This is a genomic window from Acinetobacter sp. KS-LM10 (assembly GCF_036896575.1).
Classification (GTDB): Bacteria; Pseudomonadota; Gammaproteobacteria; order Pseudomonadales; family Moraxellaceae; genus Acinetobacter; species Acinetobacter avistercoris.
Window position 1 is genome coordinate 2,322,828 of record NZ_CP145906.1, and the last position, 21,440, is coordinate 2,344,267.

Here is a 21,440-nt window from a genome sequence, read left to right on the forward strand (position 1 = left end):
ATATGATCCGTATTCTTTATTTACTGGCTAAACCTGAGCATATGAGCAAAGCAGAGTTTGATCAGGAATGTTTGAAACACTTCGAAATGTCGGCAGGGATTCCTGGATTACATAAATATGAGGTTCGTTTAATTGCTTCAGAACCGACTGATATTCATGTTCCTTTCTTTAATGTTTCTGGTGTAGATGCTATTGGAGAATGTTGGTTTGAAAACGAACAACAAATGCAGATTTATATGGATTCAGAGATCCGCAAAAACTGGTTTGAACATGGCAAAAGTTTTATTGGAAAACTCAAACCGTTTGTTACGAAAGACGTTGTTTAACGTACTACTCGTCACCTAATGTTCATAAGCTATTGCTCATAACGTTTTACTTAAAACTTGTAATTTATTAAGGAAAATAAAAATGCTTTTTTGTGTAGAAATGACCGTCAAAATTCCACTTGATAGTGATCCTGTAAAAATGGATGAAATTAAACGTACCGAAAAAGAGCGTGCTACGGAATTACAAAAATCAGGTAAATGGCCACATTTATGGCGTGTTACAGGTAAGTATTCCAACATCAGTATTTTTGATGTGGACAGCAATAATGAATTACACGAATTGTTGATGAGCTTACCTTTATTTCCCTATATGGACATCAAGGTAACCGCTCTTTCCCAACACCCTTCGTCAATTCATTAAAAGTACATTATTTAAGATCAAGGACGATCACCATGGAAAAGATACACGATATTTCTCAACTGGATTTATCTCGCTATGTTCGACATGGTGATTGCGTGGTTTGGGGACAAGCTCAATCTGAACCCTGTTTATTGACTCAAAATTTAATTCAACAACGAAACAAGATTGGTCAATTCAAAGTATTTTTAGGCATTAGCCAATATCCGACTTGTCTCGCTGAATATGCCGAGAATATTGAATATTCAAGCTATTGTGGTGCGGGATATAATCGCGCCCTTGCGCAACAACAGGTTTTAGATATTTTACCTGTGCATTACTCACAACTGCCTCGTTTAATCGAAAATCAACAGCTTAAAGTCGATGTGGTCTTCATTCAGGTTTCAGCAGCCAATGACCAAGGGCAATATAGCTATAGTCTGGCACAAGATTATTTGAAATCAGCTATTCGACACGCTCGAATCGTGATTGCTGAAGTGAATCAACAAGCGCCATGGGTCTATTCAGATGAATATTTAACTGAGGCTGACTTTGATGTGATGGTCTATAGCGACCGAAAAATCGAAACTCAAAAGAGTATTGAGCATTCAGCCACCACACTCAAAATTGCTGAAAATGTTGCTTCTTGTATTCCTGACCACTCAACTTTACAACTTGGTATAGGCGCCCTTCCTGAAGCGATCATGCAAGCTTTGAATCATCATCATCACCTCGGTATACATTCCGGCATTATTGGGGATGGTGTTGCAGACTTAATGCAAAAAGGCGTGATTACCAATGCGAAAAAAACCATTGATTCAGGAAAAACCATCACGGGTTTAATTGTGGGTTCTTCTGAGTTACATCAATTTGCGCATTTAAACTCAAATATCGAACTTCGTTCTACCGAATATACGCATCATGCTGCGACGCTTGCTGCCATTCAACAATTTATTGCCATTAACTCAGCCATTGAGGTTGATCTAACTGGTCAAATTAATGCTGAGATAGCAAATAAAACTTATGTGGGTGCTGTAGGTGGCGCTTTAGATTTTATTCGCGCAGCCAATCAATCCTATGGTGGTGTTTCAATTATTACCCTGCCTGCTTCTGGAAAAAACTTCAGTCGTATCGTGAGTCATTTACAAGGTCCCGTATCCACTCCAAGAAGTGATGCTGGACTGATTGTTACAGAATATGGCATTGCAGATTTACGTGGTTTAAGTATTTCGCAGCGCGTTGAAAAAATGATTGCGATTGCGCATCCGAATTTTCAAAAAGATCTTGAACAACAAGCAATGGATTTGGCACTAATTTAAAGGAATTCAAAATGAAAGATGCTTATATTGTCAGTCCTTTACGTACACCAATCGGTAAATTTGGCGGTGGACTCGCCGCTTTAACTGCGGTTGATCTCTCTGTTAAGGTCATTCAATCGATCGTGGAAAAAACAGGCTTAGAGACGAGCACTTTAGATGAAGTCATTATTGCGCAATCGTATTCATCCAGTGAAGCACCCTGCATTGGTCGCTATGCAGCCTTAGCTGCGGGCCTTCCAATTGAAGTGCCCGGATATACATTAGATCGACGTTGTGGTTCAGGCCTACAAGCAGTGATCAATGCAGCGATGTCGATTCAATCCGGACATGCTGAAGCAATTATGGTGGTGGGTGTGGAAAGCATGAGTAATATTGAGTATTACTCTACCAATATGCGTTGGGGAAGTCGCGCTGGCAATGTGAGCATGTTTGACCGCTTGGAACGTGGGCGTGAAAGATCTCAACCCGTTGAACGTTTTGGTGTCATTTCAGGTATGCCTGAAACCGCTGATAATCTGGCCCGAGACTATAATATTAGCCGTGAAGAATGTGACGCTTTTGCGCTCAGTAGCCATCAAAAAGCTCAGCAAGCGTGGGATGCTGGTAAGTTTAAAGATGAAGTCATTCCGCTTGAAGTGAAATCTAAAAAAGAAACTAAAATCATCAATTCTGACGAAGGTATTCGTGCAAATAGTACGATTGACAGCCTGAGTAAACTCAAAACGCTTTTAGCCAATGGCGTTACAACCGCAGGAAATTCGAGTCAACAGAATGATGCTGCTGCGGGTTGCCTCATAGTCAGTCGTGAGTATTTAGAAAAGCACAACTTACAACCGATCGCTAAAGTCATCGGTTGGAGTTCCGCGGGTTGTGATCCAAGTCGTATGGGTATTGGCCCTGTGCCTGCGGTAAATAAGCTACTTAAAAAACTCGATATATCTCTAGATGATATTGATCTGATCGAAATTAATGAAGCTTTTGCAGCTCAGACTTTAGCGGTCATTAAAGCATTAAATATAAACGACACCTCAAATATTAATGTCAATGGTTCGGGCATTTCTCTAGGACACCCTATTGGTGCAACGGGAATTCGTATCATGACGTCTTTAGTTCATGAAATGAAACGTCGTAATGCACGTTATGGATTAGAAACGATGTGTATCGGTGGTGGACAAGGTTTAGCTGCCCTATTTGAACGTGTTTAAGTATATGAACGAATTTAAGAAAAATTTAATAAATGTTAAGGAGTGACTCATGATTGAATCTAGAATGATTGGTGAAGTAAAAGTAACCCGAATCCATGAATATGCTGGCCCAAGCCATGATCCAAAGTTTTTATTTCCAACGGCAGATCAAAGCTTATTAGAAGAATATAAAGACATGTTGGCACCGCATCATTGGATTCCAGAAATGAATCGTCTGATTGTCAGTATTCAGTTTTGGGTGGTGCATGCTGGCAATAATATTATTGTGATTGATACAGGTGTCGGAAATTTCAAAGAGCGTCCTGAAATCCCACGTATGCATATGCTCAATAATTTGATTACTGAATGGATGACTGCTGCTGGTGCTGCTCCAGAAAAAGTAACCCATGTGGTGATTACCCACTTACATTCAGACCATGTGGGCTGGAATACAATTTGGAAAGATAATCGTTGGACTCCAACATTCCCCAATGCAAAATACTATTTACCTAAAGAAGATTTTGATTTCTGCCACCAAGGTAAAAATAAAGAGCCTGGCGTTATTGATGTTTTTGGTGACTCTTTCTTCGATAGCGTAATGCCCGTTTTTAACGAAGGTTTGGTCGAATTTATTCAACCTCATACTGAAATTGCCGACTGCTTAGTCGTAGAACCCGCACCCGGTCATAGCCCAGGACAAGTCACCTTCCGAGTCCGCTCTCAAGGAGAAGAAGCTATTTTTTGTGGCGATGTCTTCCATAGCCCACTCCAAATTGTTCGCCCAGAAATCAATTCAGGTTATTGTATTTGGCCCGATATTGCCCGAAAAAGTCGACTCGAATGTTTAGAGCGTGCAGTCAGCCGAGAAGCGCTCCTGTTGCCTGTCCATTTTGGTGACCCCTACTGTGGTTATATTCGTAAACAAGATAATGGATTTATCTTTGAGCCTTCGGATACTTGGGCTCGCGTTTAGTAAAAGTATCCAAAGCTTTGGATTATTGTTTGTAATATTTTAAAAGGATTTAAAAATGAAAAAACCAGTAAATAAAAATTTACTGGTTATGGGGACGCTTTGCCTATCCATAACCAGTATCAACATTGCTCATGCTGATTTTGTTGATGACACTCAATTTAAGGTGCTCGCAAAAAACTATTATTTCAATCGTGACTTTCGCAAAGGCGAATACAACTCTGCAGGTCAAAACGCTCAGTTACCGATATCTGAACGTAAAGGTTATCGCGAAGAATGGGCACAAGGTTTTATTGCCAACATGGAAACAGGATGGACCGATACGCCTGTACAGTTTGGATTAAATGCTTATGGCTTAGTTGCATTAAAACTCGATAGTGATGGCTATCGAACTGGTACAAATAATTTAGAATTGGACTCGAATGGCAAACCGAAATCTGCGACTGCAGAATTTGGCGGTGCATTACGTGCAAAATACAATCAAACCAATGCATTAATTGGTAATCAGTTTCCGAATAATCCAATTATTGGCACGAACTACTCTCGCCTACTTCCTTCCATGTCGACAGGTTTGTCGATTACGGATAAAAGTTTTGAAAATCTTAACTTAGATTTTGGTTATTTCACTCAAATGAGTCCTGTTGACTCCACAGACCGCTTGAACTATTTCAATACTGACTATAACAATGGAATTCAAGGTGATTATGTTGGCTATTTGGGCGGAACATATGCCTTAGATAATATAGAGACATCGTTATATGTATCTGAATTAGAAAATGTCTGGATGCAATATTATCTCGGGGCAAAATACAAACATCAAATCAATGCTCAATCCAGTTTAAATCTACAAACCAACAACTATTTGAATAGAGATACTGGTGATGCTACAGGGGGAGATATTAGTACTGGTATTTTCTCTTTAATGGGTAATTATAAATTATCCAATCACAGTTTTAGTTTAGCTTATCAACAGGTTTTGGGTGATGAACCCTTTGATTGGATCGGTTTCAAAAATAATGGCGGGATCGCCAGCATTCCCAACAGTGTGCAATTTGCAACCTTCAGTGAAGCTAAAGAAAAATCAGCTCAAGTGAAATATGAAATTGACTTTTCACCTTATGGCATTGAAGGGCTATCTTTGATGACACGCTATCTATATGGCTGGGATATGGATAATACAGGAAGTACGAATCCCCTTTATACAAGACGTCATATCTATGATCAAAGTATTGATAATAAACATTGGGAAAGAGACGTCGAGCTACGCTACAAAATTAAAACTGGTTTTGCTAAAGATTTAGATGTTCGTCTACGCCAAGCGACGCATAGAGCAACTCAAGGTTATCGTTATACCAATATCGATGAGTTTCGCTTAATTCTTGAATATCCATTTTCATTTTAATAAAAACATTAAAGTTAAAGAGGAGAAAAATTATGCCCTATATTATCGAAACTTGGGATAAAGAGAATCATCAAGAATTACGACAAGCCTTGCGTCAAGAACATTTAGATTTTTTAAATCAAAGACTTGAACTTTTACTGGCTTGTGGTGCCAAGTTAAATGATGACGGTTCTGATTTAGGCGGTGGTGTTTATATCATTGATGTCGATACAAGAGATGCTGCTCAAAATTTCATTGAACATGATCCCTTTTATACGGGCGGATTATTTGAAAAAATCAAAATAGGATGCTGGAGAAAAGCCTATATTGACGGTAAATTTTGTTTGTAATCAACTTAAGTATCTTAGATTTTAAAATACAGTTTCTGTTATCAATGTTCATGAGATTTACAATTCACTGGAAGATTTGTAAATCTCTAAATTTTCATTTCTACCTCTAAGTTCAGTTTATAAATATTTAATAAAAATCTGAACAATCACTAATTAACGTCTCTCAATTTTTATCAGCGAATCTTGAAATGATGAGGTTTGATAATTTAAATCGACCAATCAGTCTTTATATTTTTTAGGCATTAAGCTATTTGGTAATTTTTGAAGTGATTCCGATAGGTGATTTAATGAAATTTGAATTTAGTATAAAAAATAGAACCAGATCTACTATAAAATGATTTATCGACAGCATTTTGTCTCAGCTACTGTCAGTCTTGATCTCATTCGTCATAAGCTTAATAGCCCATATTTGCAATTTTTAGCATTAGTACCAATGTAGCGTATATGTTGTTTAACCCGAATCCTGTTTAAGCCAATGATTCCATAATTTGAATTTTTGGCTTATTTCGATGTGTTAATTTATATCCACATAAAGATGCGTAAATTCCACTGAGAAATCCATGAATAGTACGTGCTTTACTCGTCACTAAATTATATTGACCTTTTAATAAGCTGAATAACGTTTCTATTTTATTGCGTTGCTTTAAATGATATTCATCTGATGCACAGAGTTGATTAGACTGCATATTCTTTCTATGATAGATAATCGAATCTATACCTTGATCTTTCAGTCTGCTTTTTAAATTTTGGTTTATATAGCCGCGATCCTCATAAATTTTTCCTTCCATGCCTTCAACCAAATCCTCAACCATTTTGATGTCAGCTTTATGACCATTCTACAAAGTTGAACGAGTGATTTCACCGAATTGATTCATCGCAATATTTAATTTACAACCATTGAACCAGCTCATGGAGCTTTTACCACGAGATGCAATTTTGGCTAATGATTTATGGCGTTGAATCCGTTGATTTTTAAAGACGGATAAAGTGGTTGAATCACCCTTTAAATATTGGCTGTGTTGACCTTTCATTAAGGCGAGATGTAAAGCATATTTAGACTGACGACTTTGTTTTAGAAACTTCCAATAAATTGCTTCAAATTTAAGAAAGAAATCATCAATTACGCAGAATAATTTAGTAATATTGAACATCAGGACTAGAGCTTTAGGTGTGGTGCGATCACTTAACTGATGGCTCTAGTCCTCTTATTTTTAATGTTAATTTCTTATCCGCGATTCGGATTATTTAAGAAGATATTGAGGCTTATATTTCTTAACTTTATATTCACCTTCAACTAAAATCTTAACCTAGTAAAAATAAATTTCTCTCAATTGTAAGAGATCGGAAATATAAATAGTCAAATCAATGATGAACTAACTTAATAAAGGTCTCATTATAGCTCTCAATCATTTCACTTCTATTCACGAATTGCATTTTTTAATGGTAAAGCTTAAATTAAAAAATCTGAAAATATTGAATATCTATAAGAAATAAAAAAAAGAGCAATCAATGCTCCTTTTTTATAAATATTACTTAAAATTAACAACTGATGTTTTTAATTTTTTCCAGTCTTTTAAGCTCATAAGGTAAGCCTACATAGTTTTCAGCTAATGTTTTTTTTCCCGCCTCAGACTCCAAGATGTAATCAAGCTCAGCTTGTTTAATTTTAATATCAAAATCACTTTCAGTTTCAAAGTGGTGTAATAAATGAGTCATCCACCAAGAGAAACGTTCAGCTTTCCATACTCTTTTTAAACATTTTTCAGAATATTCATCAAGACCTTGTTTAGAAGAGTTTAGGTAATACTCTATTAGTGCACTGGATAAATATGCAATGTCAGATGCAGCCAAATTCAAACCTTTAGCACCCGTTGGAGGAACAATATGGGCTGCATCACCAGCCAAAAATAAATTTCCAAAACGCATTGGCTCAGTGACAAAACTACGCAATGGTGCAATACTTTTTTCTATAGATGGGCCTGTGATTAGATTTTTTTGGCTTTCTGAATCTAAGCGATTTTTAAGTTCATCCCAAAAACGTTCATCTGACCATTCATCGACTTTATCAGTTAAAGGCACTTGTAAATAATAACGACTTCGTTTACTTGATCGCATACTACAAAGTGCAAAGCCACGTTCAGACCGAACATAAATCAATTCATCAGATACGGGCGGTACATCTGCTAAAACACCTAACCAGCCGAATGGATAAACTTTTTCAAAAGTTTTAATTTTATCTTGTGGAACTGTTGCTCTGCATACACCATGATAACCATCACATCCTGCAATAAAATCACAATTCACACGATATTCAATACCATTTTTATAAAAAGTTACATAAGGTTCATTGTAAAATTCATGAATTTTCACATCATTTGCTTCGTAAAATGAAGTCAGTTTTGCTTCATTACGTGCATGCATTAAATCTTTAGTAAGTTCAGTTTGACCATAAACTGTCACCTGTTTTCCATACGTTAAAGCTGATAAATCAATACGATGTTTTTCACCATTGCTTAAAATCTCTATGCCATGATGAGGTAAACCAAACTCATTTAAGTGTTGATCTACGCCTGCTTGTTTAAGTAAATCAACCGAAACTTGTTCAAGAATACCAGCACGAATACGTGCAGAAACATATTCTGCACTACGTTGTTCAATAAGAATATGTTCAATACCCGCTTTATACAAAAGCTGTCCAAGTAATAATCCTGCAGGTCCTGAACCAATAATTGCAACTTTAGTATTTAAAATTTCCATCATATGTACTCCCTGTCCATATACTTAAACTAAGTTTTTTATAAAATTTCAGCTATAGTAAAATATGAAATCTGACCGTAATACGGTTTTTTTTGCCGTATATCGGACAAAATTATGATTTGATGATTTATTGAAAAGGATGCTTCATGCGTTATGATTTAATTGAAAATAAAACTTCAGGTGAAACAATCACTAATGATGATTATATTTCTGGGCTTGCCAAAGGTTTAGCATTGTTAGAGGCTTTTGGGATTGATAGACAAAAGCTTAATTCAACTCAAATTGCTGACCGTACAGGAGTCAGTCGAACTGCGGCAAGACGTTACTTGCGAACTTTAAAATTTTTAGGTTATTTAGAAACGGATGGGCATTACTTTTGGTTAACACATAAAGTTCTTCGTTTTTCGAGTTCATATTTAAGCTCTGCATATTTACCAAAAGTTGCGCAACCTCTTTTAAATATTTTATGTATGCAAACAAAGCTCACTTTTTCAATCGTCGTTTTAGATGATGATGAAATCGTGCCTATTGCTCGAAGTTTTTTCCCTCAGTTAGATAATATGCGTACCAGTCCTGATGGTATGCATTTGGGAAATCGTTTGCCTGCTCATGCAACATCTACGGGTAAAGTTCTACTTGCAGCATTAAATCAACAAGAACAAAAAAACTGGTTCAGTAAATATGGTTTAAAACGTCTAACGCCTTTTACGCTTCAAGATGAATCAATGTTTTATCATGTACTTAATCAAGTGGCACTGAAAAATTATTGCTTATCTAAAGAAGAACATGAACTTGGCGTTATCGCAATTGCTTTACCAGTGTTAGATCGTCAAGGTAAAACCATTGCAGCATTGAACTGTATGTCACAAATTAACCGTGTTACAGAGGAATATCTCATTCAAAGTATTTTACCTTTACTTCAAAATACGGCTTATGAAATTAGAGCAATCCTTTAATGAGATCAATCGTCAAAAAAGCCTACCAGTATTAAACCAGTAGGCTTTATTCAGAATAGATTCTTTTTATAGCATTGATATATTACTTATCTAAAGCATATGCAATCACATAGTCGCCATGATCAGGAGATTGACGTGCACCACCAGCAGAAATAATAACGTACTGTTTTCCTGTTTTTGGGGATATATAGCTGATCGGTGTGCCTTGGCTGCCGACAGGTAAACGTGACTTCCATAGCTCTTGACCGTTAGAGGAATTAAAAGCTCTCAAATAGTAATCTTGAGTTGCCGCGAAGAAGACTAAACCACCTTGTGTCGCCATTGGTCCTCCAATCGTTGGCATACCTATCGGTGCTTTCATCATCATTTTAATTCCCATTGGACCTGTATCTTGAACTGTGCCTAATGGAACTTGCCATGCGATTTGACGCGTAGTCATATCAATCGCGGTCATGGTTCCAAAAGGTGGTTTTTGACATGGAATACCCAAAACAGACATAAATCGGTTTTTATTCACTTTATATGGTGTTCCATTCATCGGTACAGCGCCCATGCCTGTATTGACCTTTTCACCACCGTCAGCTTGAATCTTAAGGTCTTCTGCCGTCTGTTTAATCAGTTGAATCCATAAACCTAAGCGCATATCATTCACAAACATATAATGATGCGTTGGATCAAAGGCTATACTGCCCCAGTTCATTCCTCCCAAAGAACCTGGAAAGCTTAATGATACATCTGTACCTGGTGCTGTAAATAACCCGTCATAACGCATTGATTTAAAATTAATACGGCACATCAACTGATCAAATGGCGTAGCACCCCACATATCTGATTCAGTTATCGTTTGATTGCCAATTTGTGGCATTTCAACGGAACGTGGTTGTGTTGCACTATATTGCTCATTTGGAATATCAGCAGGTTTAACAGGTTGTTCAACCACTTTGGTTAACGATTGACCTGTCACACGATCAAGAACAAAAAACTGTCCAGATTTTGTCCCAATCACCACAGCAGGTTTCGTTGTGCCATCTTTCATAGGGAAATCAACCAAGCTAGGTTGCATCGGTAAGTCAAAATCCCAAAGATCATTATGTACGGTTTGATAGACCCACTTTTCTTTGCCTGTGGTCGCATCAAGAGCCAAAATCGAAGAATTATATTTATGATCTATGGGTTGTCGATTGCCTCCCCATACATCTACAGATGAGCTACCCATCGGTAAAAACACGGTATTCATTTGCGGATCATAAGACATTGCAGCCCACGAGTTTGCAGAACTACGTTTATAAATTTCACCAGGTTTCAATACATAATTTGGTTCAGGATTTCGTGGATCAAATGCCCACCGTAATTGACCAGTAATCACATCATAAGCACGAATAACACCACCTGGCATATCTGCCGCTACGTTATCTGCTATACGACTACCAACGACAATTGTTGTACCCGCAATGGTTGGTGCTGAAGTCACTTCAAAACGTGGAGCTACTGTTCCATCGCCTAAGCCTTCAAGTAAGTTGACAGTTCCATTAACTCCAAAATCTTGACAACGCTCGCCAGTATCGGCATTCACGGCAATTAAGCGTCCATCTGGTGTATTGGTATAAACTCGACGAGGGCAAACGGTATCTCTAGCAACCGCAGTGACTGGACTGGAACCTCGCAATGTTGGTTGTATCAATGGTTGAGTAGAATCGAAATAGGCAACACCACGACAACGCTCCCAAGCATCTGCTTTTGAGTTGACTTCAGCTTTCCAAAGTTGCTTACCTGTATCGGTATCTAGTGCAAAAATGTTGTTATGGGGTGTACAAATAAAAACTTTATCTCCCACTTGTAAAGGAGTGACTTGATCTTCAGCACCATTCCCTGAACCTGTGGTCAAATCGCCTGTTTGGAAACGCCAAACTTCTTTTAAGTCTTTTACGTTATTTCGATTAATTTGATCTAATGCTGCAAAACGACTACCACCAGTATCATTACCATAATGCTGCCAATTGACTTGCTGCTTATCTGCTTCGACTGGTATGAGTGATAATTCCTGATCAGACGCCGTTACAGTTGGATGTGGCTGGAACATTTGGTAAAAACCAATCAACATACTTATAACGACAACTGTTGCACATGTATACGCAGGTACAACCAAGGTACTTTGTCCTTGATAACGACGAATCGCGGGTAAAGTAAACAATAAAGCTGCAAAGACACCAGCAGGAAACATCAAGCGAGAAAATAAAGCCCAAAAATCCCAGCCTGCATCAAACCAAGACCAAATGAGCGTACCTGCAAAAACCAAAGCAAATAATGCGACACCTACTGCTTTCTTTTTAAAGATAAAAAATGCAGAACATGTAATTATAATACCTGAAATTATGAAATACCATGAGCCGCCAAGGCTCACTAATTTTCCACCGCCGACAATATAAAATAACCCAGTAATGAGTAGCGCGAGACCCAGTATAAAGCACCATATCTTAAATACGGGGTGGGCTTTAGAAGATAGTTGTTCAGACATGAATTTTACTCCAGTAACCACAGGATTCTTAAATAAGGAAGCATTTCAACGAGTTCAAAAATCATGCTGCATAGAATCGATTTAAGTTAAAGCACAACGCAATACTTTAGCTGTTGAATATTTGCGAAACCTTCATCGGTTCAATAAAATAATTAAAAGTTTAGACGCATTGTTAAGCCCGCAATCCAAGCATCATCGACCTGCTTCACACCGCCAGCCTGATGAACATATTGCAGATTTGGCCGCAGCATAATCGCTGGTGACCATTGATAGGTGTAGTTCAGCTCAACATTTAATTCATCATACTGAAGGGGTGCATATAATGAATTCTGGTAATCATATGCAGTCAGTCCATTGACTTCGTTGCTATAGTTTTGGCGGTCTCTCACCCGGTTATTCACGTCAAAACGGGCCAAACCTAATCCGATACTGTCATTCGGACGGTTATCTAAAATGCCTTTATACCAAAAAGCAATTTGCTGCGTTGATTCCACGGTGGTCGTTGCTTTGTCGTTATAAGTAAAATTTGCTGAGGCAAATAGGCCCCGATTCGGCTGATCAGCTTTTGCAGTTAATTGCTGCTGAGCATTTAACCAAATACTGGATTTATGATCATGAATCTTTCCCACATTCGCTTGAAGCGCAATCTCGCCATTTGCATCGGTTTTCACATCTGATGCATCGGCTGTTGCATAGAATACGCCAACTTTATACTCACCTGACAGGCCATTAAAAACATCCAATTTCGGTTTCCAGGCCAATTCAACTGGAATAAGCGCACCTTCAGTGTCGTCCATGGTCAGGTTGAAACCGCGGTTTTCTAAACTATTTTCAGGATTTATTTCATATATGCCGGCAGCAATAGACCACTCTGGTGCAAATTGATATTTAATATTTAAGCCCCATTGCGACACTGGGCCATTGTACCAAATGCTGCCTACGGTTTTGCCGAGCTGCCCGCCGCATAGCATTAGATTTTGGAACTCACAATGTGATCCATTAAAATCTTCAGATAAGCCCATGCGTCCAATTTTGAATTGTAAGGTTTTATCTAAAAAGCCTTTTTTAATCCAAGCTTGAGTCAAGCGCCAAGATTGTCCGCGTCCATAAATTTCTTGGACACTGCTAAACTGACTGGCCCTCGGATCAGAAATACGTTCTGCCGACAACGACTGACCGTCTCGCTTAGTTATAGAAATACTGCCTTGCGTATCATTCCAGCCTGCTATTTTTTCTAAATCCAGATGTGTGCCCAAGGTCAGCTGACTTGCATGCAATATTTCCGAATCGTCATTGTAGCCGCCGTCTAAATTGGCAGCGCTTTGATTAATAAAAGATACGTTAAATTTATATCCCTGCTGTTCTAATTGCTGACGATTTCCATTCCAGTCCCCTAAGAGCCATTTACGGTCTTGTGACCACGGCTCGCTGGCAAATGCAGCCTGTACAAAAAGTATAGAGGTAACTAAAACTGTAAATTTATTTACGACCTGTTTCATGTGCTGATCCTTAGCATCATTCAATCAAAAAAAATGGCACTTTCAGACCCTGAAAGTACCTATATATATTAAAAATTAATGGCGTTACTTAACTCTGAAGTTGCCCCATGAATATCTGTAATCGTTGCGGTAATCGATGCCGCTTTCTGTTCAGGTTTCCAGCTTAAATTTGCTTGGCCTTGAGCATCCGTAATCAGCGTCACGGAACCTAAATAAAGCTCAGCTTCTTTGGATTTAGCATTAGTATTTCCAAAAAATTCAACTTCATAGCGCTGATTTGGCTGGCCTTTAGTCGTCACAAGTACTTGCCACTTATCTGCGCGTAAATAAGGCGCTTGTATAGCTTGATTCGGTATGGCATTACAGCCTTGCTCATTAAGCTTGGTGCAGGTTTTTTGCAGATTCGCTGCTTCAATCACTACGCCACCGCCGCGAGAACCGACAAAGTCTGCATGTTCAAGTGCTGGAACACCAAAGACGATTGCGCCTAGGCGCTGATTTGGCACACATGAACCGCCAGCTTCACAGCGTTTTATGTCTTTTCCATTATTCCATATTTGGTTTTTGGTCAACGTTGTATGTGCTTGGGCATCTTTTTCAGAACGGATTGCGACACCAATTCGGTTACCATGTACTTTATTGCTATCAAAAATATTGCCATCACCGCTTAAATTGAAACCGAGCGAGTTATTCGATAGCTCGTTGTAGGCGATGTAATTACGTTTACCCCAATTGATTTGTAAACCATCAGAATAGTTTTCAAATTTATTACCCACTACTGCATTGTCATTGCCCCAAAGAATTTCAATGCCTTGTGATGGCTCTGGATTCGCCTTAGTCGAAGTAAAAAGATTATTTGCAACAAGGTTAAATGCTGCCCCACGTGTTAACTCTAAACCATCACCGTTATCTACAAAGATATTATTGAGCACTTTGTTATTGTTGGTGGTGGTTGAAGTTGGATTACCTTTACCATCATCACCTGTTAGCATGACGCCTGAACCCCCATAGTTATTACTAATACGGTTATGCTGAATCAGGTTGTTGCTTGAACGATTAATGAGAACTCCAATACAGAAACGGTGAATATCCAAACCTTTTAAAGTTACAGAATTAACATCTTGTAGAACTAAACCTGGTAAAGTCGTAGTACGTACATTGGTACCATACTGTTCAGGGTTTGCCCCAGGACAAGCTTTAGCACCCTCGCCTTTAATATAATTTGAACCGTCAATAGCAATGTATTCGCCTGTTTTTTCCCATTGAGTTCCAATAATTTTCACAGAGGACTTAATGGGCGGTAAAGGTTGATTTACTTTAATCATATAAGGTTTTTTACCTACCGCTTGAATGAGGATTTCATTTTCTTGTGCAGTATTAATATTTGATTGTTCAATCGCCCAACGTAATGAACCTTTGTCGCTATCATCTTGATAACGGTCTACTATATAGGTTTCTGCCGCTGCAAGTCCTGAAGCAACTAAGCCTAATGTCAATGCTGTTAAACGTAGTGAAGCTAATTTCATGACGATATCCTTGTCCAAAAATTAAGGGGTTGGCTGAACAGTTTTTAAAAATTGTTTTAATTGAGCAACATCAATTTGACCAGGCGCAGACGCTTCGCCAATCATGCCAAAACTCATACTGCCGCCCATATTGGCTGTGGCAATACGTGAAATCGTGCCTAGACGTCCCATCGACATGGTCAATAATGGCTTTTTACTTTTTTGACTGACATTGAGTGTTGCATTCATTAAAGTCAGTACATCTTGTTTAGACTTTGGCATCACTGCAATTTTGAGGATGTCTGCACCCATTTGATCTTGTTTTAATAAGCGTTGTTCAATGTCTTGCTGCGTAGGAGTTTTATCAAAGTCGTGATTTGACATAATCACCAACACATTTTTTTGATGTGCCAAGTTGATCAATTTTATAACGCTGTTTTGCTCACGAAACATTTCAATATCTAACAACTGCATAAACGGTTGTTTTAGATATTCAATGTAAATTTTCTCATATTCAGCATCAGATACTTTTAACTGACCACCTTCATTCGCGGTACGAATTGTGGCAATTAACGGTTTATTTTTGAAAACTTGATTCAGCTCTTTACCAAGTTCAATCACCGCTTTAGTGTCGGATGCAAAATCCAGTAAATCAATACGAAATTCAGCCATATCTGCATTCGGATTTTCAGCAATAATTTTTGCTTGTTCTAAAGCCTGCTGCTTAGTTTTTGCAGTAATTGGAACAATGGTTTTGACCGGCAATGCGCCAATATTCAAATTTTTAACGTGGTAAACTGCAGGAGAGTTTTCTTTATCTACGATGCCTGCCTGCGCCGCTGCATAAGTCAGTGAAATAGAAACAGCAAGACATAATTGTTTTGCAAAGTGATTTAAATTCATCATTATACTTCCCTGTGATTCGGCAGTATTCATATATGGACTGCCGAATATCCTGAATATATTTTTTGATTAAATATCTAGAAAAACTGTCTCTTTATCGCCTTGAATATAAATATCAAAGCGATAAACCACTTCACCATCACGTTCTTCACGCTTAGCGATTAAAGTCTCACGACGCGGTTCCCATTCAATGCTATTTAGTACTGGATCTTTTGCATTTGCGTCAGTCTCATCTTCAAAATAAACGCGCGTATTTAAACCCGTATTAATGCCACGAGCAAAAATGATCAAGTTAATATGCGGAGCTTGAATAGAGGCTTTACGACCAGGAACAGTGCCAGGCTTAATCGTGTTGAAATACCACACGCCTGTTTTAAAATCTGCACCCGCACGTCCCCATCCATGAAAGTTTTCATCGACATGCTTATCTTGAAAATCCGCTTGGCTTGGATAAACGCCGTTTGCATCTGCTTGCCAAATTTCGACAAGAACATCACGCAAAGGAATACCAATACCATCAAAAACCTGACCTTCTAAACGAATACGTTGTCCTTGAGGATTATTTTTGACTAAATCGTTATTAAAATTATTTTCAAAGACGTCAATGCCTGCTTGATTAGGCAACAATCCAATATGTACATATGGCCCACCAGTTTGAGATGGAGTCTCGTGTAATTCTTCAAAATTCCATGCTTTCATACTTTTTTACTCCATCAATTAATGCAATTCATTTTCAAAGTAAGTCGCCCTGCGGCCACGTAAAGTAATATCAAAACGGTAACAACGACTATCTGCTTCAATAAAATTACTTTTATCTTCTAAAGCAATAAGTGCGCGACGTTGATCTTCTGATGGAATGGTTTTGAGAATTGGACAAGAGTCTATCAACGTATCACCTTCAAAATAGAACTGAGAAATCAAACGTTGTGCCCAACCATCTGCAATCAATGAAAAGTGAATATGTGCAGGTCGCCATTCATTAATACGATTACGCCAAGGATATGGACCTGGTTTAATCGTACGGAAAATATAAAATCCATTTTCATCAGTCATCATGCGACCACAACCACCAAAGTTAGGATCGAGCGAACCAATAAATTGATCGTTTGGATGACGATAACGACCTGAAGCATTGGCTTGCCAAACTTCAAGTAACGCATTTTTTACTGGACGACCAAATTGATCACGCACATAACCATGCACAATTACACGTTCACCTACAGGTAAACCTTCTTTGGCACAGTTTAAAATTAAATCATTGTCTTTTGGCCCAAACAGATCTGCGGAAAACTGTGGTGCAGTGACTTCAGAAATGGTTTCACCAATTGCAATCAACGCATTTTTTGGCGAGCGTAGAACACTAGTTTTATAACCTGGCGTATATGCTGGCGGATGGTCTTCGCTATTACGCTGCGCGTAAGCTCCCCAAATAATTTGAGACATGTGATCTCTCCTTTAAATTCCGTACTAATCCTTAACGATTTTTTCTGGCGCAATGCCCATCTCTTCAAAAATCTCTTCGGCCATGTGCATTGCGGCATTGGCGGCAGGCAAACCTGCATATAAAGACGAATGAATAAACAGTTCTTTCAAGTCATCTTTGCTTACGCCATTGTGAAAACAGGCACGAATATGCATACGTAATTCATCGTTACGACCTAAGGCCAATAATATGGCGATGGTCACTAAACTACGGGTATGACGCGGCATACCTGGACGTGACCAGACTTCGCCCCATGCAAAACGGCTAATGAAATTTTGAAAATCTTCATTAAAATCATTTAAATTTTCTAAAGAACGTACAACGTGCTTTTCGCCTAACACTTCGCTACGAACTTGAATGCCTTGTGTATAACGTTCTTCATCATTCATGAGTGATCTCGCTTAAGTTGCGTCGGTATGCGCAACAAATGATTTAATAAGAATAGCCAATGCAGCCGCTGTTGCTGGAATCAGTAACAGGCTGAGAATTGAGCTAAATGACCAATTATTTCCAAGTAACACTGCACCAATCCATGCACCAAATACTGCGCCAAAACGACCAATACCTGACATCCATGCCACACCTGTAGCACGGCATTGGGTTGGATAGAAACGAGTGCTGAGCACTGGCATTGCAGACTGGGCACCATTTACGGCCATACCTGCACAAAGAATAAAAATAGCCAGTAATGTTGGGCTTGCTAAGCTTTGGCTGACAATGAAAGCAAAGATACCTGCGGCGAAATAGAAACCAGCGATGACACGGTTTGGATTAAAACGATCCATCGCCCATCCGACAAATAACGCGCTAAGTACGCCACCAAACTGGAATAGTCCGCCAATAAATGCTGCACGCTCCATCGTTGCGCCTGTTTCACGCATTAATGTCGGTAACCAACTGGTGAGTAGATAAATAATCACGAGGCCCATAAAATAGGTAAACCAAAGTAAAAATGTACCTTTGGCATATTTTTTTGAAAACAAGATACCAAAGACACCTTTTTTTTGATTATTCTCAGAGTGTTCTTCAGGAACGTAAAATGTTGTTGCATTTGCTGCTTTTTCAGGAGCAATACGGATTAAAATTTGTTTAACTTTTTCGGTTTTATTCCCTTTTAAAATGAGGTAACGATAGGACTCAGGTAAAAAGAAGATCACCACGAACATTAAAATGAGCGGAGACCAACCACCCACTAAAAATAAGCTGTGCCAACCATAGTTTGGAATTAACCAGCTACTAAAGAAGCCGCCAACAGCCATACCTAAGTTATAGCCGCAAAACATACAAGTGACCAATAACGAACGACTACGTGCAGGACAATATTCAGAAAATAAAGTCGTGGCATTTGGCATTGCTGCGCCTAATCCAATTCCCGTTAAAAAACGGAAGATGACTAAGCTGTCTAAATCACTGGCATAAGCGCATGCTAAAGTGAAACCACCAAAAATTAGCATGGATGTAGCTAAAACAATTTTTCGCCCAAAGCGGTCAGCCAAAGGGCCAGAAAATAATGCACCAAAAATCATCCCGCCCAATGCAGCACTCATTACAGGCCCAAGCTGTGAACGATCTATCCCCCAGTCTTGGACTAATGCAGGCGCAATAAATCCCATCGCTGCTGTATCAATACCATCTACAAAAACAATTAAGAAACAGACAATCGCAATAAGCCATTGATATTTACTTAATGGTGAGTCATTTATTAATGCTTGCGCATCAATTCCTGATTTATGCGTATAACTATCCTGAAACGCCATTGTTGCCTCCTTAAGGCCAAATCCTTTTGTTAATTAATTTATTGATTTTTTTCGATAAAATTTTCTAACACTTGGCTAAATTCATCGGGTGTCTCAATATTTGATAAATGAGCTCCTTTTAAACTGACAAACTCAAATTTTTGTACATTTTTTTGAATTAATTCGCCATCTTCTACTGTGGTAACAGCGTCTTTTAAGCCACAAATCACTAAAGTTGGAATTTTAATTTCAGGTAATTCATGGCGCACATCGGCATATGCCAAAGCACGACACGCATTGGCATAACCTTTAGGCTGGGTTGTGGCTAAACTTTGAATCGTTTGTTGTGCTAACGCATTATTTTCATAATCAAACTTGTCACTAAACCAACGCGTATGCGTGGTTTTGACCAAATCAGCTAAACCATTTTGTTCAACGGTATCAGCACGGTTCGTCCATGCATCAGCCTGACCAATTTTTGCAGCAGAATTTGCAACTGTAATAGATTTAAAACGGTCAGCAGCATTAATTCCTAACCACAGCGAAGTGATTCCTCCCATTGAAATGCCACAAAAATGGGCTTTACCAATGTTTAAAGCATCCATAATATCGATTACATCTTCGCCTAAATTAGCTAAAGTTGTGTCATCAATCACATCACTTTTGCCATGACCACGTGTGTCATAACGCACAACTTTGTATTTATCTTTAAAGTATGTTGCTTGCAGATCCCACATCCCTTTATCAGTACCTAAAGAATTAGAAAAAATAATGACAGGCAAATTTTCAGATCCATCAACTTGTATAGATATAATTTTTCCTTGTCGATTGGTTATTGTGTTATTCACTTTGCCTCTCCTTTTGCCTCTTTAAGCACAGCATCAATTTGATCTTGTATATTTCCTAGATATGATTCTGGTTTAAAAATCTGCTGTAATTGCTCACGATTAAAATATTGCTGAACTTGATCCATTTCACCAATAACTGATTGCAAATGACGCTGCTCTGCAACAGCTTGTTTACATGCCTGTTCGACCAAATGATGGGCATTTAAACGACCGATTTTTGGGGCCAATGCCATCATGGCAGCTTCTGCCATAATTAAACCTTGCGTGGTTTCAATATTGCGCTGCATGTTTTGAGCATTAACTTCTAGCCCTTGTAGCACCTCAACTGTACGTTCTAATGAGCCTGCGCAAAGATTAAAAATATCAGGTAACGACAACCATTCTGCATGCCAAGAACCCAAACTACGTTCATGCTCTTGCACCATACTTTGATAAATACTCGACATCAGTGCAGGTACACGATTAGCTGCTGCCAATATGGATGCTGCAGCTACAGGATTACGCTTATGCGGCATGGTTGATGAACCACCACGACCTTTTGCTGTTGGTTCAAAGACTTCTGCAATTTCTGTTTGCATCATCAATGACCAATCACGCGCCATTTTTCCTGTATTTCCCACAACAATAGCCAGAAAGTTTGCAATTTCAACAATACGATCCCGCTCGCCATGCCACGTGCAGATTGCAGCATTCAAGTTAAGCTGAATTGCATAAGCTTCAACTACTTCTGACCCTTGATCTAACAGTGAAGCCAATGAACCTACTGCACCACCGAATTGAGCGGTCAGCACACGACTTTTCATTTGCTCTAAACGCTCTAAATCACGCTGAAAACTATCTGCCCAACGTGCAGCTTTATGACCAAACGTAATAGGCAAACCTTGTTGTAACCACGTTCTTCCCATCATGACTTGATCACGATACTTTTCGGTCAATTCAATCGCTGCTGCATAAGCTTTATTTAATTGAACTTCGATAATTGTTAAAGCATCTCTCGCCTGTAAAATACATGCTGTATCCAAAATATCTTGACTGGTTGCACCCCAATGTACATAACGAGCTGCATCTTCATCTACAGCTTTTATTGCGGCAGTAAACTGTTTCACAAATGGAATTGCGATATTGCCTGCTAATCCTGCTGCTGTTGCAAGACTCTCAAAATTAATGGTTTGAATGCCTTGAGTATCTGCAACATCAGCAATGATTGCTGCAGCAGATTCTGGAATGACACCAACTTTCGCTTGTGCTTTTGCTAAAGCCACTTCAGCATGAATCATGTATTTGAGCAAAGCCTGATCACTGAAAATTTCAGTCACCTCTGCTTGGTAAAATAAACTTGCATATAAGTGGCTCATGACAATATTCCTTTAT

General features: G+C 38.7%; 19 protein-coding genes and 1 pseudogene. 8 read left to right on the forward strand and 12 right to left on the reverse strand.

All coding sequences use genetic code 11. From position 1 onward, the window contains the following. Positions 1-2 precede the first annotated feature (2 nt). The 7 genes from V5M36_RS10595 (at position 3) to V5M36_RS10625 (ending at position 5,867) form a co-directional block, all read left to right on the forward strand. Positions 3-326: an EthD domain-containing protein gene (locus V5M36_RS10595; RefSeq protein ID WP_338558763.1), complete on the forward strand. Its 324-nt coding sequence runs from the start codon at positions 3-5 to the stop codon at positions 324-326. Between the two features lie 82 nt (positions 327-408). Then, positions 409-687 carry a muconolactone Delta-isomerase gene (gene catC, locus V5M36_RS10600; protein ID WP_338558765.1) on the forward strand — a complete coding sequence of 93 codons (279 nt, stop codon included), beginning with the start codon at positions 409-411 and terminating at the stop codon, positions 685-687. A gap of 32 nt (positions 688-719) precedes the next feature. Beyond that, entirely contained in the window at positions 720-1,982 is a 1,263-nt protein-coding gene (locus V5M36_RS10605; protein ID WP_338558766.1) for an acetyl-CoA hydrolase/transferase family protein, read from the forward strand. Between the two features lie 11 nt (positions 1,983-1,993). Continuing rightward, positions 1,994-3,187 (forward strand): acetyl-CoA C-acetyltransferase, encoded by a 1,194-nt coding sequence (locus V5M36_RS10610; protein WP_338558768.1) that lies wholly within the window; start codon positions 1,994-1,996, stop codon positions 3,185-3,187. Between the two features lie 49 nt (positions 3,188-3,236). Continuing rightward, the gene (locus V5M36_RS10615; RefSeq protein WP_338558770.1) at positions 3,237-4,139 is read left to right on the forward strand and encodes an MBL fold metallo-hydrolase; all 903 of its coding nucleotides are present in this window, start codon (positions 3,237-3,239) and stop codon (positions 4,137-4,139) included. Positions 4,140-4,194: 55 nt separating this feature from the next. Beyond that, entirely contained in the window at positions 4,195-5,538 is a 1,344-nt protein-coding gene (locus tag V5M36_RS10620) for an OprD family outer membrane porin (RefSeq protein ID WP_338558772.1), read from the forward strand. 32 nt (positions 5,539-5,570) lie between these two features. Beyond that, entirely contained in the window at positions 5,571-5,867 is a 297-nt protein-coding gene (locus tag V5M36_RS10625) for a YciI family protein (RefSeq protein WP_338558774.1), read from the forward strand. 467 nt (positions 5,868-6,334) lie between these two features. Here V5M36_RS10625 and V5M36_RS10630 read toward each other — a convergent pair. Together V5M36_RS10630 and pobA are read right to left on the reverse strand one after the other, a co-directional pair. Beyond that, positions 6,335-7,018, reverse strand: a pseudogene (locus tag V5M36_RS10630) (IS982 family transposase). Between the two features lie 388 nt (positions 7,019-7,406). Continuing rightward, entirely contained in the window at positions 7,407-8,624 is a 1,218-nt protein-coding gene (gene pobA, locus V5M36_RS10635; RefSeq protein WP_338564155.1) for a 4-hydroxybenzoate 3-monooxygenase, read from the reverse strand. A 146-nt stretch (positions 8,625-8,770) separates the two neighbouring features. Between pobA and V5M36_RS10640 the strand changes: the two genes are divergently transcribed. Beyond that, positions 8,771-9,580 carry an IclR family transcriptional regulator domain-containing protein gene (locus V5M36_RS10640; RefSeq protein WP_338558776.1) on the forward strand — a complete coding sequence of 270 codons (810 nt, stop codon included), beginning with the start codon at positions 8,771-8,773 and terminating at the stop codon, positions 9,578-9,580. A gap of 82 nt (positions 9,581-9,662) precedes the next feature. Here the strand turns inward: V5M36_RS10640 and V5M36_RS10645 are convergent, their stop codons facing one another. The 10 genes from V5M36_RS10645 to pcaB all read right to left on the reverse strand — a co-directional run bounded on the left by V5M36_RS10645 (position 9,663) and on the right by pcaB (position 21,424). After that, a complete protein-coding gene (locus V5M36_RS10645; RefSeq protein WP_338558777.1) occupies positions 9,663-12,095 on the reverse strand; it encodes a glucose/quinate/shikimate family membrane-bound PQQ-dependent dehydrogenase in 2,433 nt (810 codons plus the stop codon). A gap of 152 nt (positions 12,096-12,247) precedes the next feature. Continuing rightward, positions 12,248-13,594, reverse strand: coding sequence for a carbohydrate porin (locus tag V5M36_RS10650; protein WP_338558778.1), 1,347 nt, complete (start codon positions 13,592-13,594; stop codon positions 12,248-12,250). A gap of 68 nt (positions 13,595-13,662) precedes the next feature. After that, complete coding sequence (locus V5M36_RS10655; RefSeq protein ID WP_338558779.1) at positions 13,663-15,120, reverse strand: right-handed parallel beta-helix repeat-containing protein; 1,458 nt, start codon at positions 15,118-15,120, stop codon at positions 13,663-13,665. A gap of 21 nt (positions 15,121-15,141) precedes the next feature. Continuing rightward, positions 15,142-16,005 (reverse strand): type I 3-dehydroquinate dehydratase, encoded by an 864-nt coding sequence (aroD, locus tag V5M36_RS10660; protein ID WP_338558782.1) that lies wholly within the window; start codon positions 16,003-16,005, stop codon positions 15,142-15,144. 66 nt (positions 16,006-16,071) lie between these two features. Next, positions 16,072-16,701 carry a protocatechuate 3,4-dioxygenase subunit alpha gene (gene pcaG, locus V5M36_RS10665; RefSeq protein ID WP_338558784.1) on the reverse strand — a complete coding sequence of 210 codons (630 nt, stop codon included), beginning with the start codon at positions 16,699-16,701 and terminating at the stop codon, positions 16,072-16,074. A gap of 18 nt (positions 16,702-16,719) precedes the next feature. After that, the gene (pcaH, locus tag V5M36_RS10670; protein WP_338558786.1) at positions 16,720-17,445 is read right to left on the reverse strand and encodes a protocatechuate 3,4-dioxygenase subunit beta; all 726 of its coding nucleotides are present in this window, start codon (positions 17,443-17,445) and stop codon (positions 16,720-16,722) included. A 24-nt stretch (positions 17,446-17,469) separates the two neighbouring features. Then, positions 17,470-17,874, reverse strand: coding sequence for a 4-carboxymuconolactone decarboxylase (pcaC, locus tag V5M36_RS10675; RefSeq protein ID WP_338558788.1), 405 nt, complete (start codon positions 17,872-17,874; stop codon positions 17,470-17,472). Positions 17,875-17,886: 12 nt separating this feature from the next. Next, the gene (locus tag V5M36_RS10680) at positions 17,887-19,242 is read right to left on the reverse strand and encodes an MFS transporter (RefSeq protein WP_338558790.1); all 1,356 of its coding nucleotides are present in this window, start codon (positions 19,240-19,242) and stop codon (positions 17,887-17,889) included. A gap of 38 nt (positions 19,243-19,280) precedes the next feature. Then, a complete protein-coding gene (pcaD, locus tag V5M36_RS10685; protein WP_338558792.1) occupies positions 19,281-20,069 on the reverse strand; it encodes a 3-oxoadipate enol-lactonase in 789 nt (262 codons plus the stop codon). Then, positions 20,066-21,424, reverse strand: coding sequence for a 3-carboxy-cis,cis-muconate cycloisomerase (gene pcaB / locus V5M36_RS10690; RefSeq protein ID WP_338558795.1), 1,359 nt, complete (start codon positions 21,422-21,424; stop codon positions 20,066-20,068). Before pcaB ends, pcaD begins: the two co-directional genes overlap by 4 nt. Between the last annotated feature and the right edge of the window lie 16 nt (positions 21,425-21,440).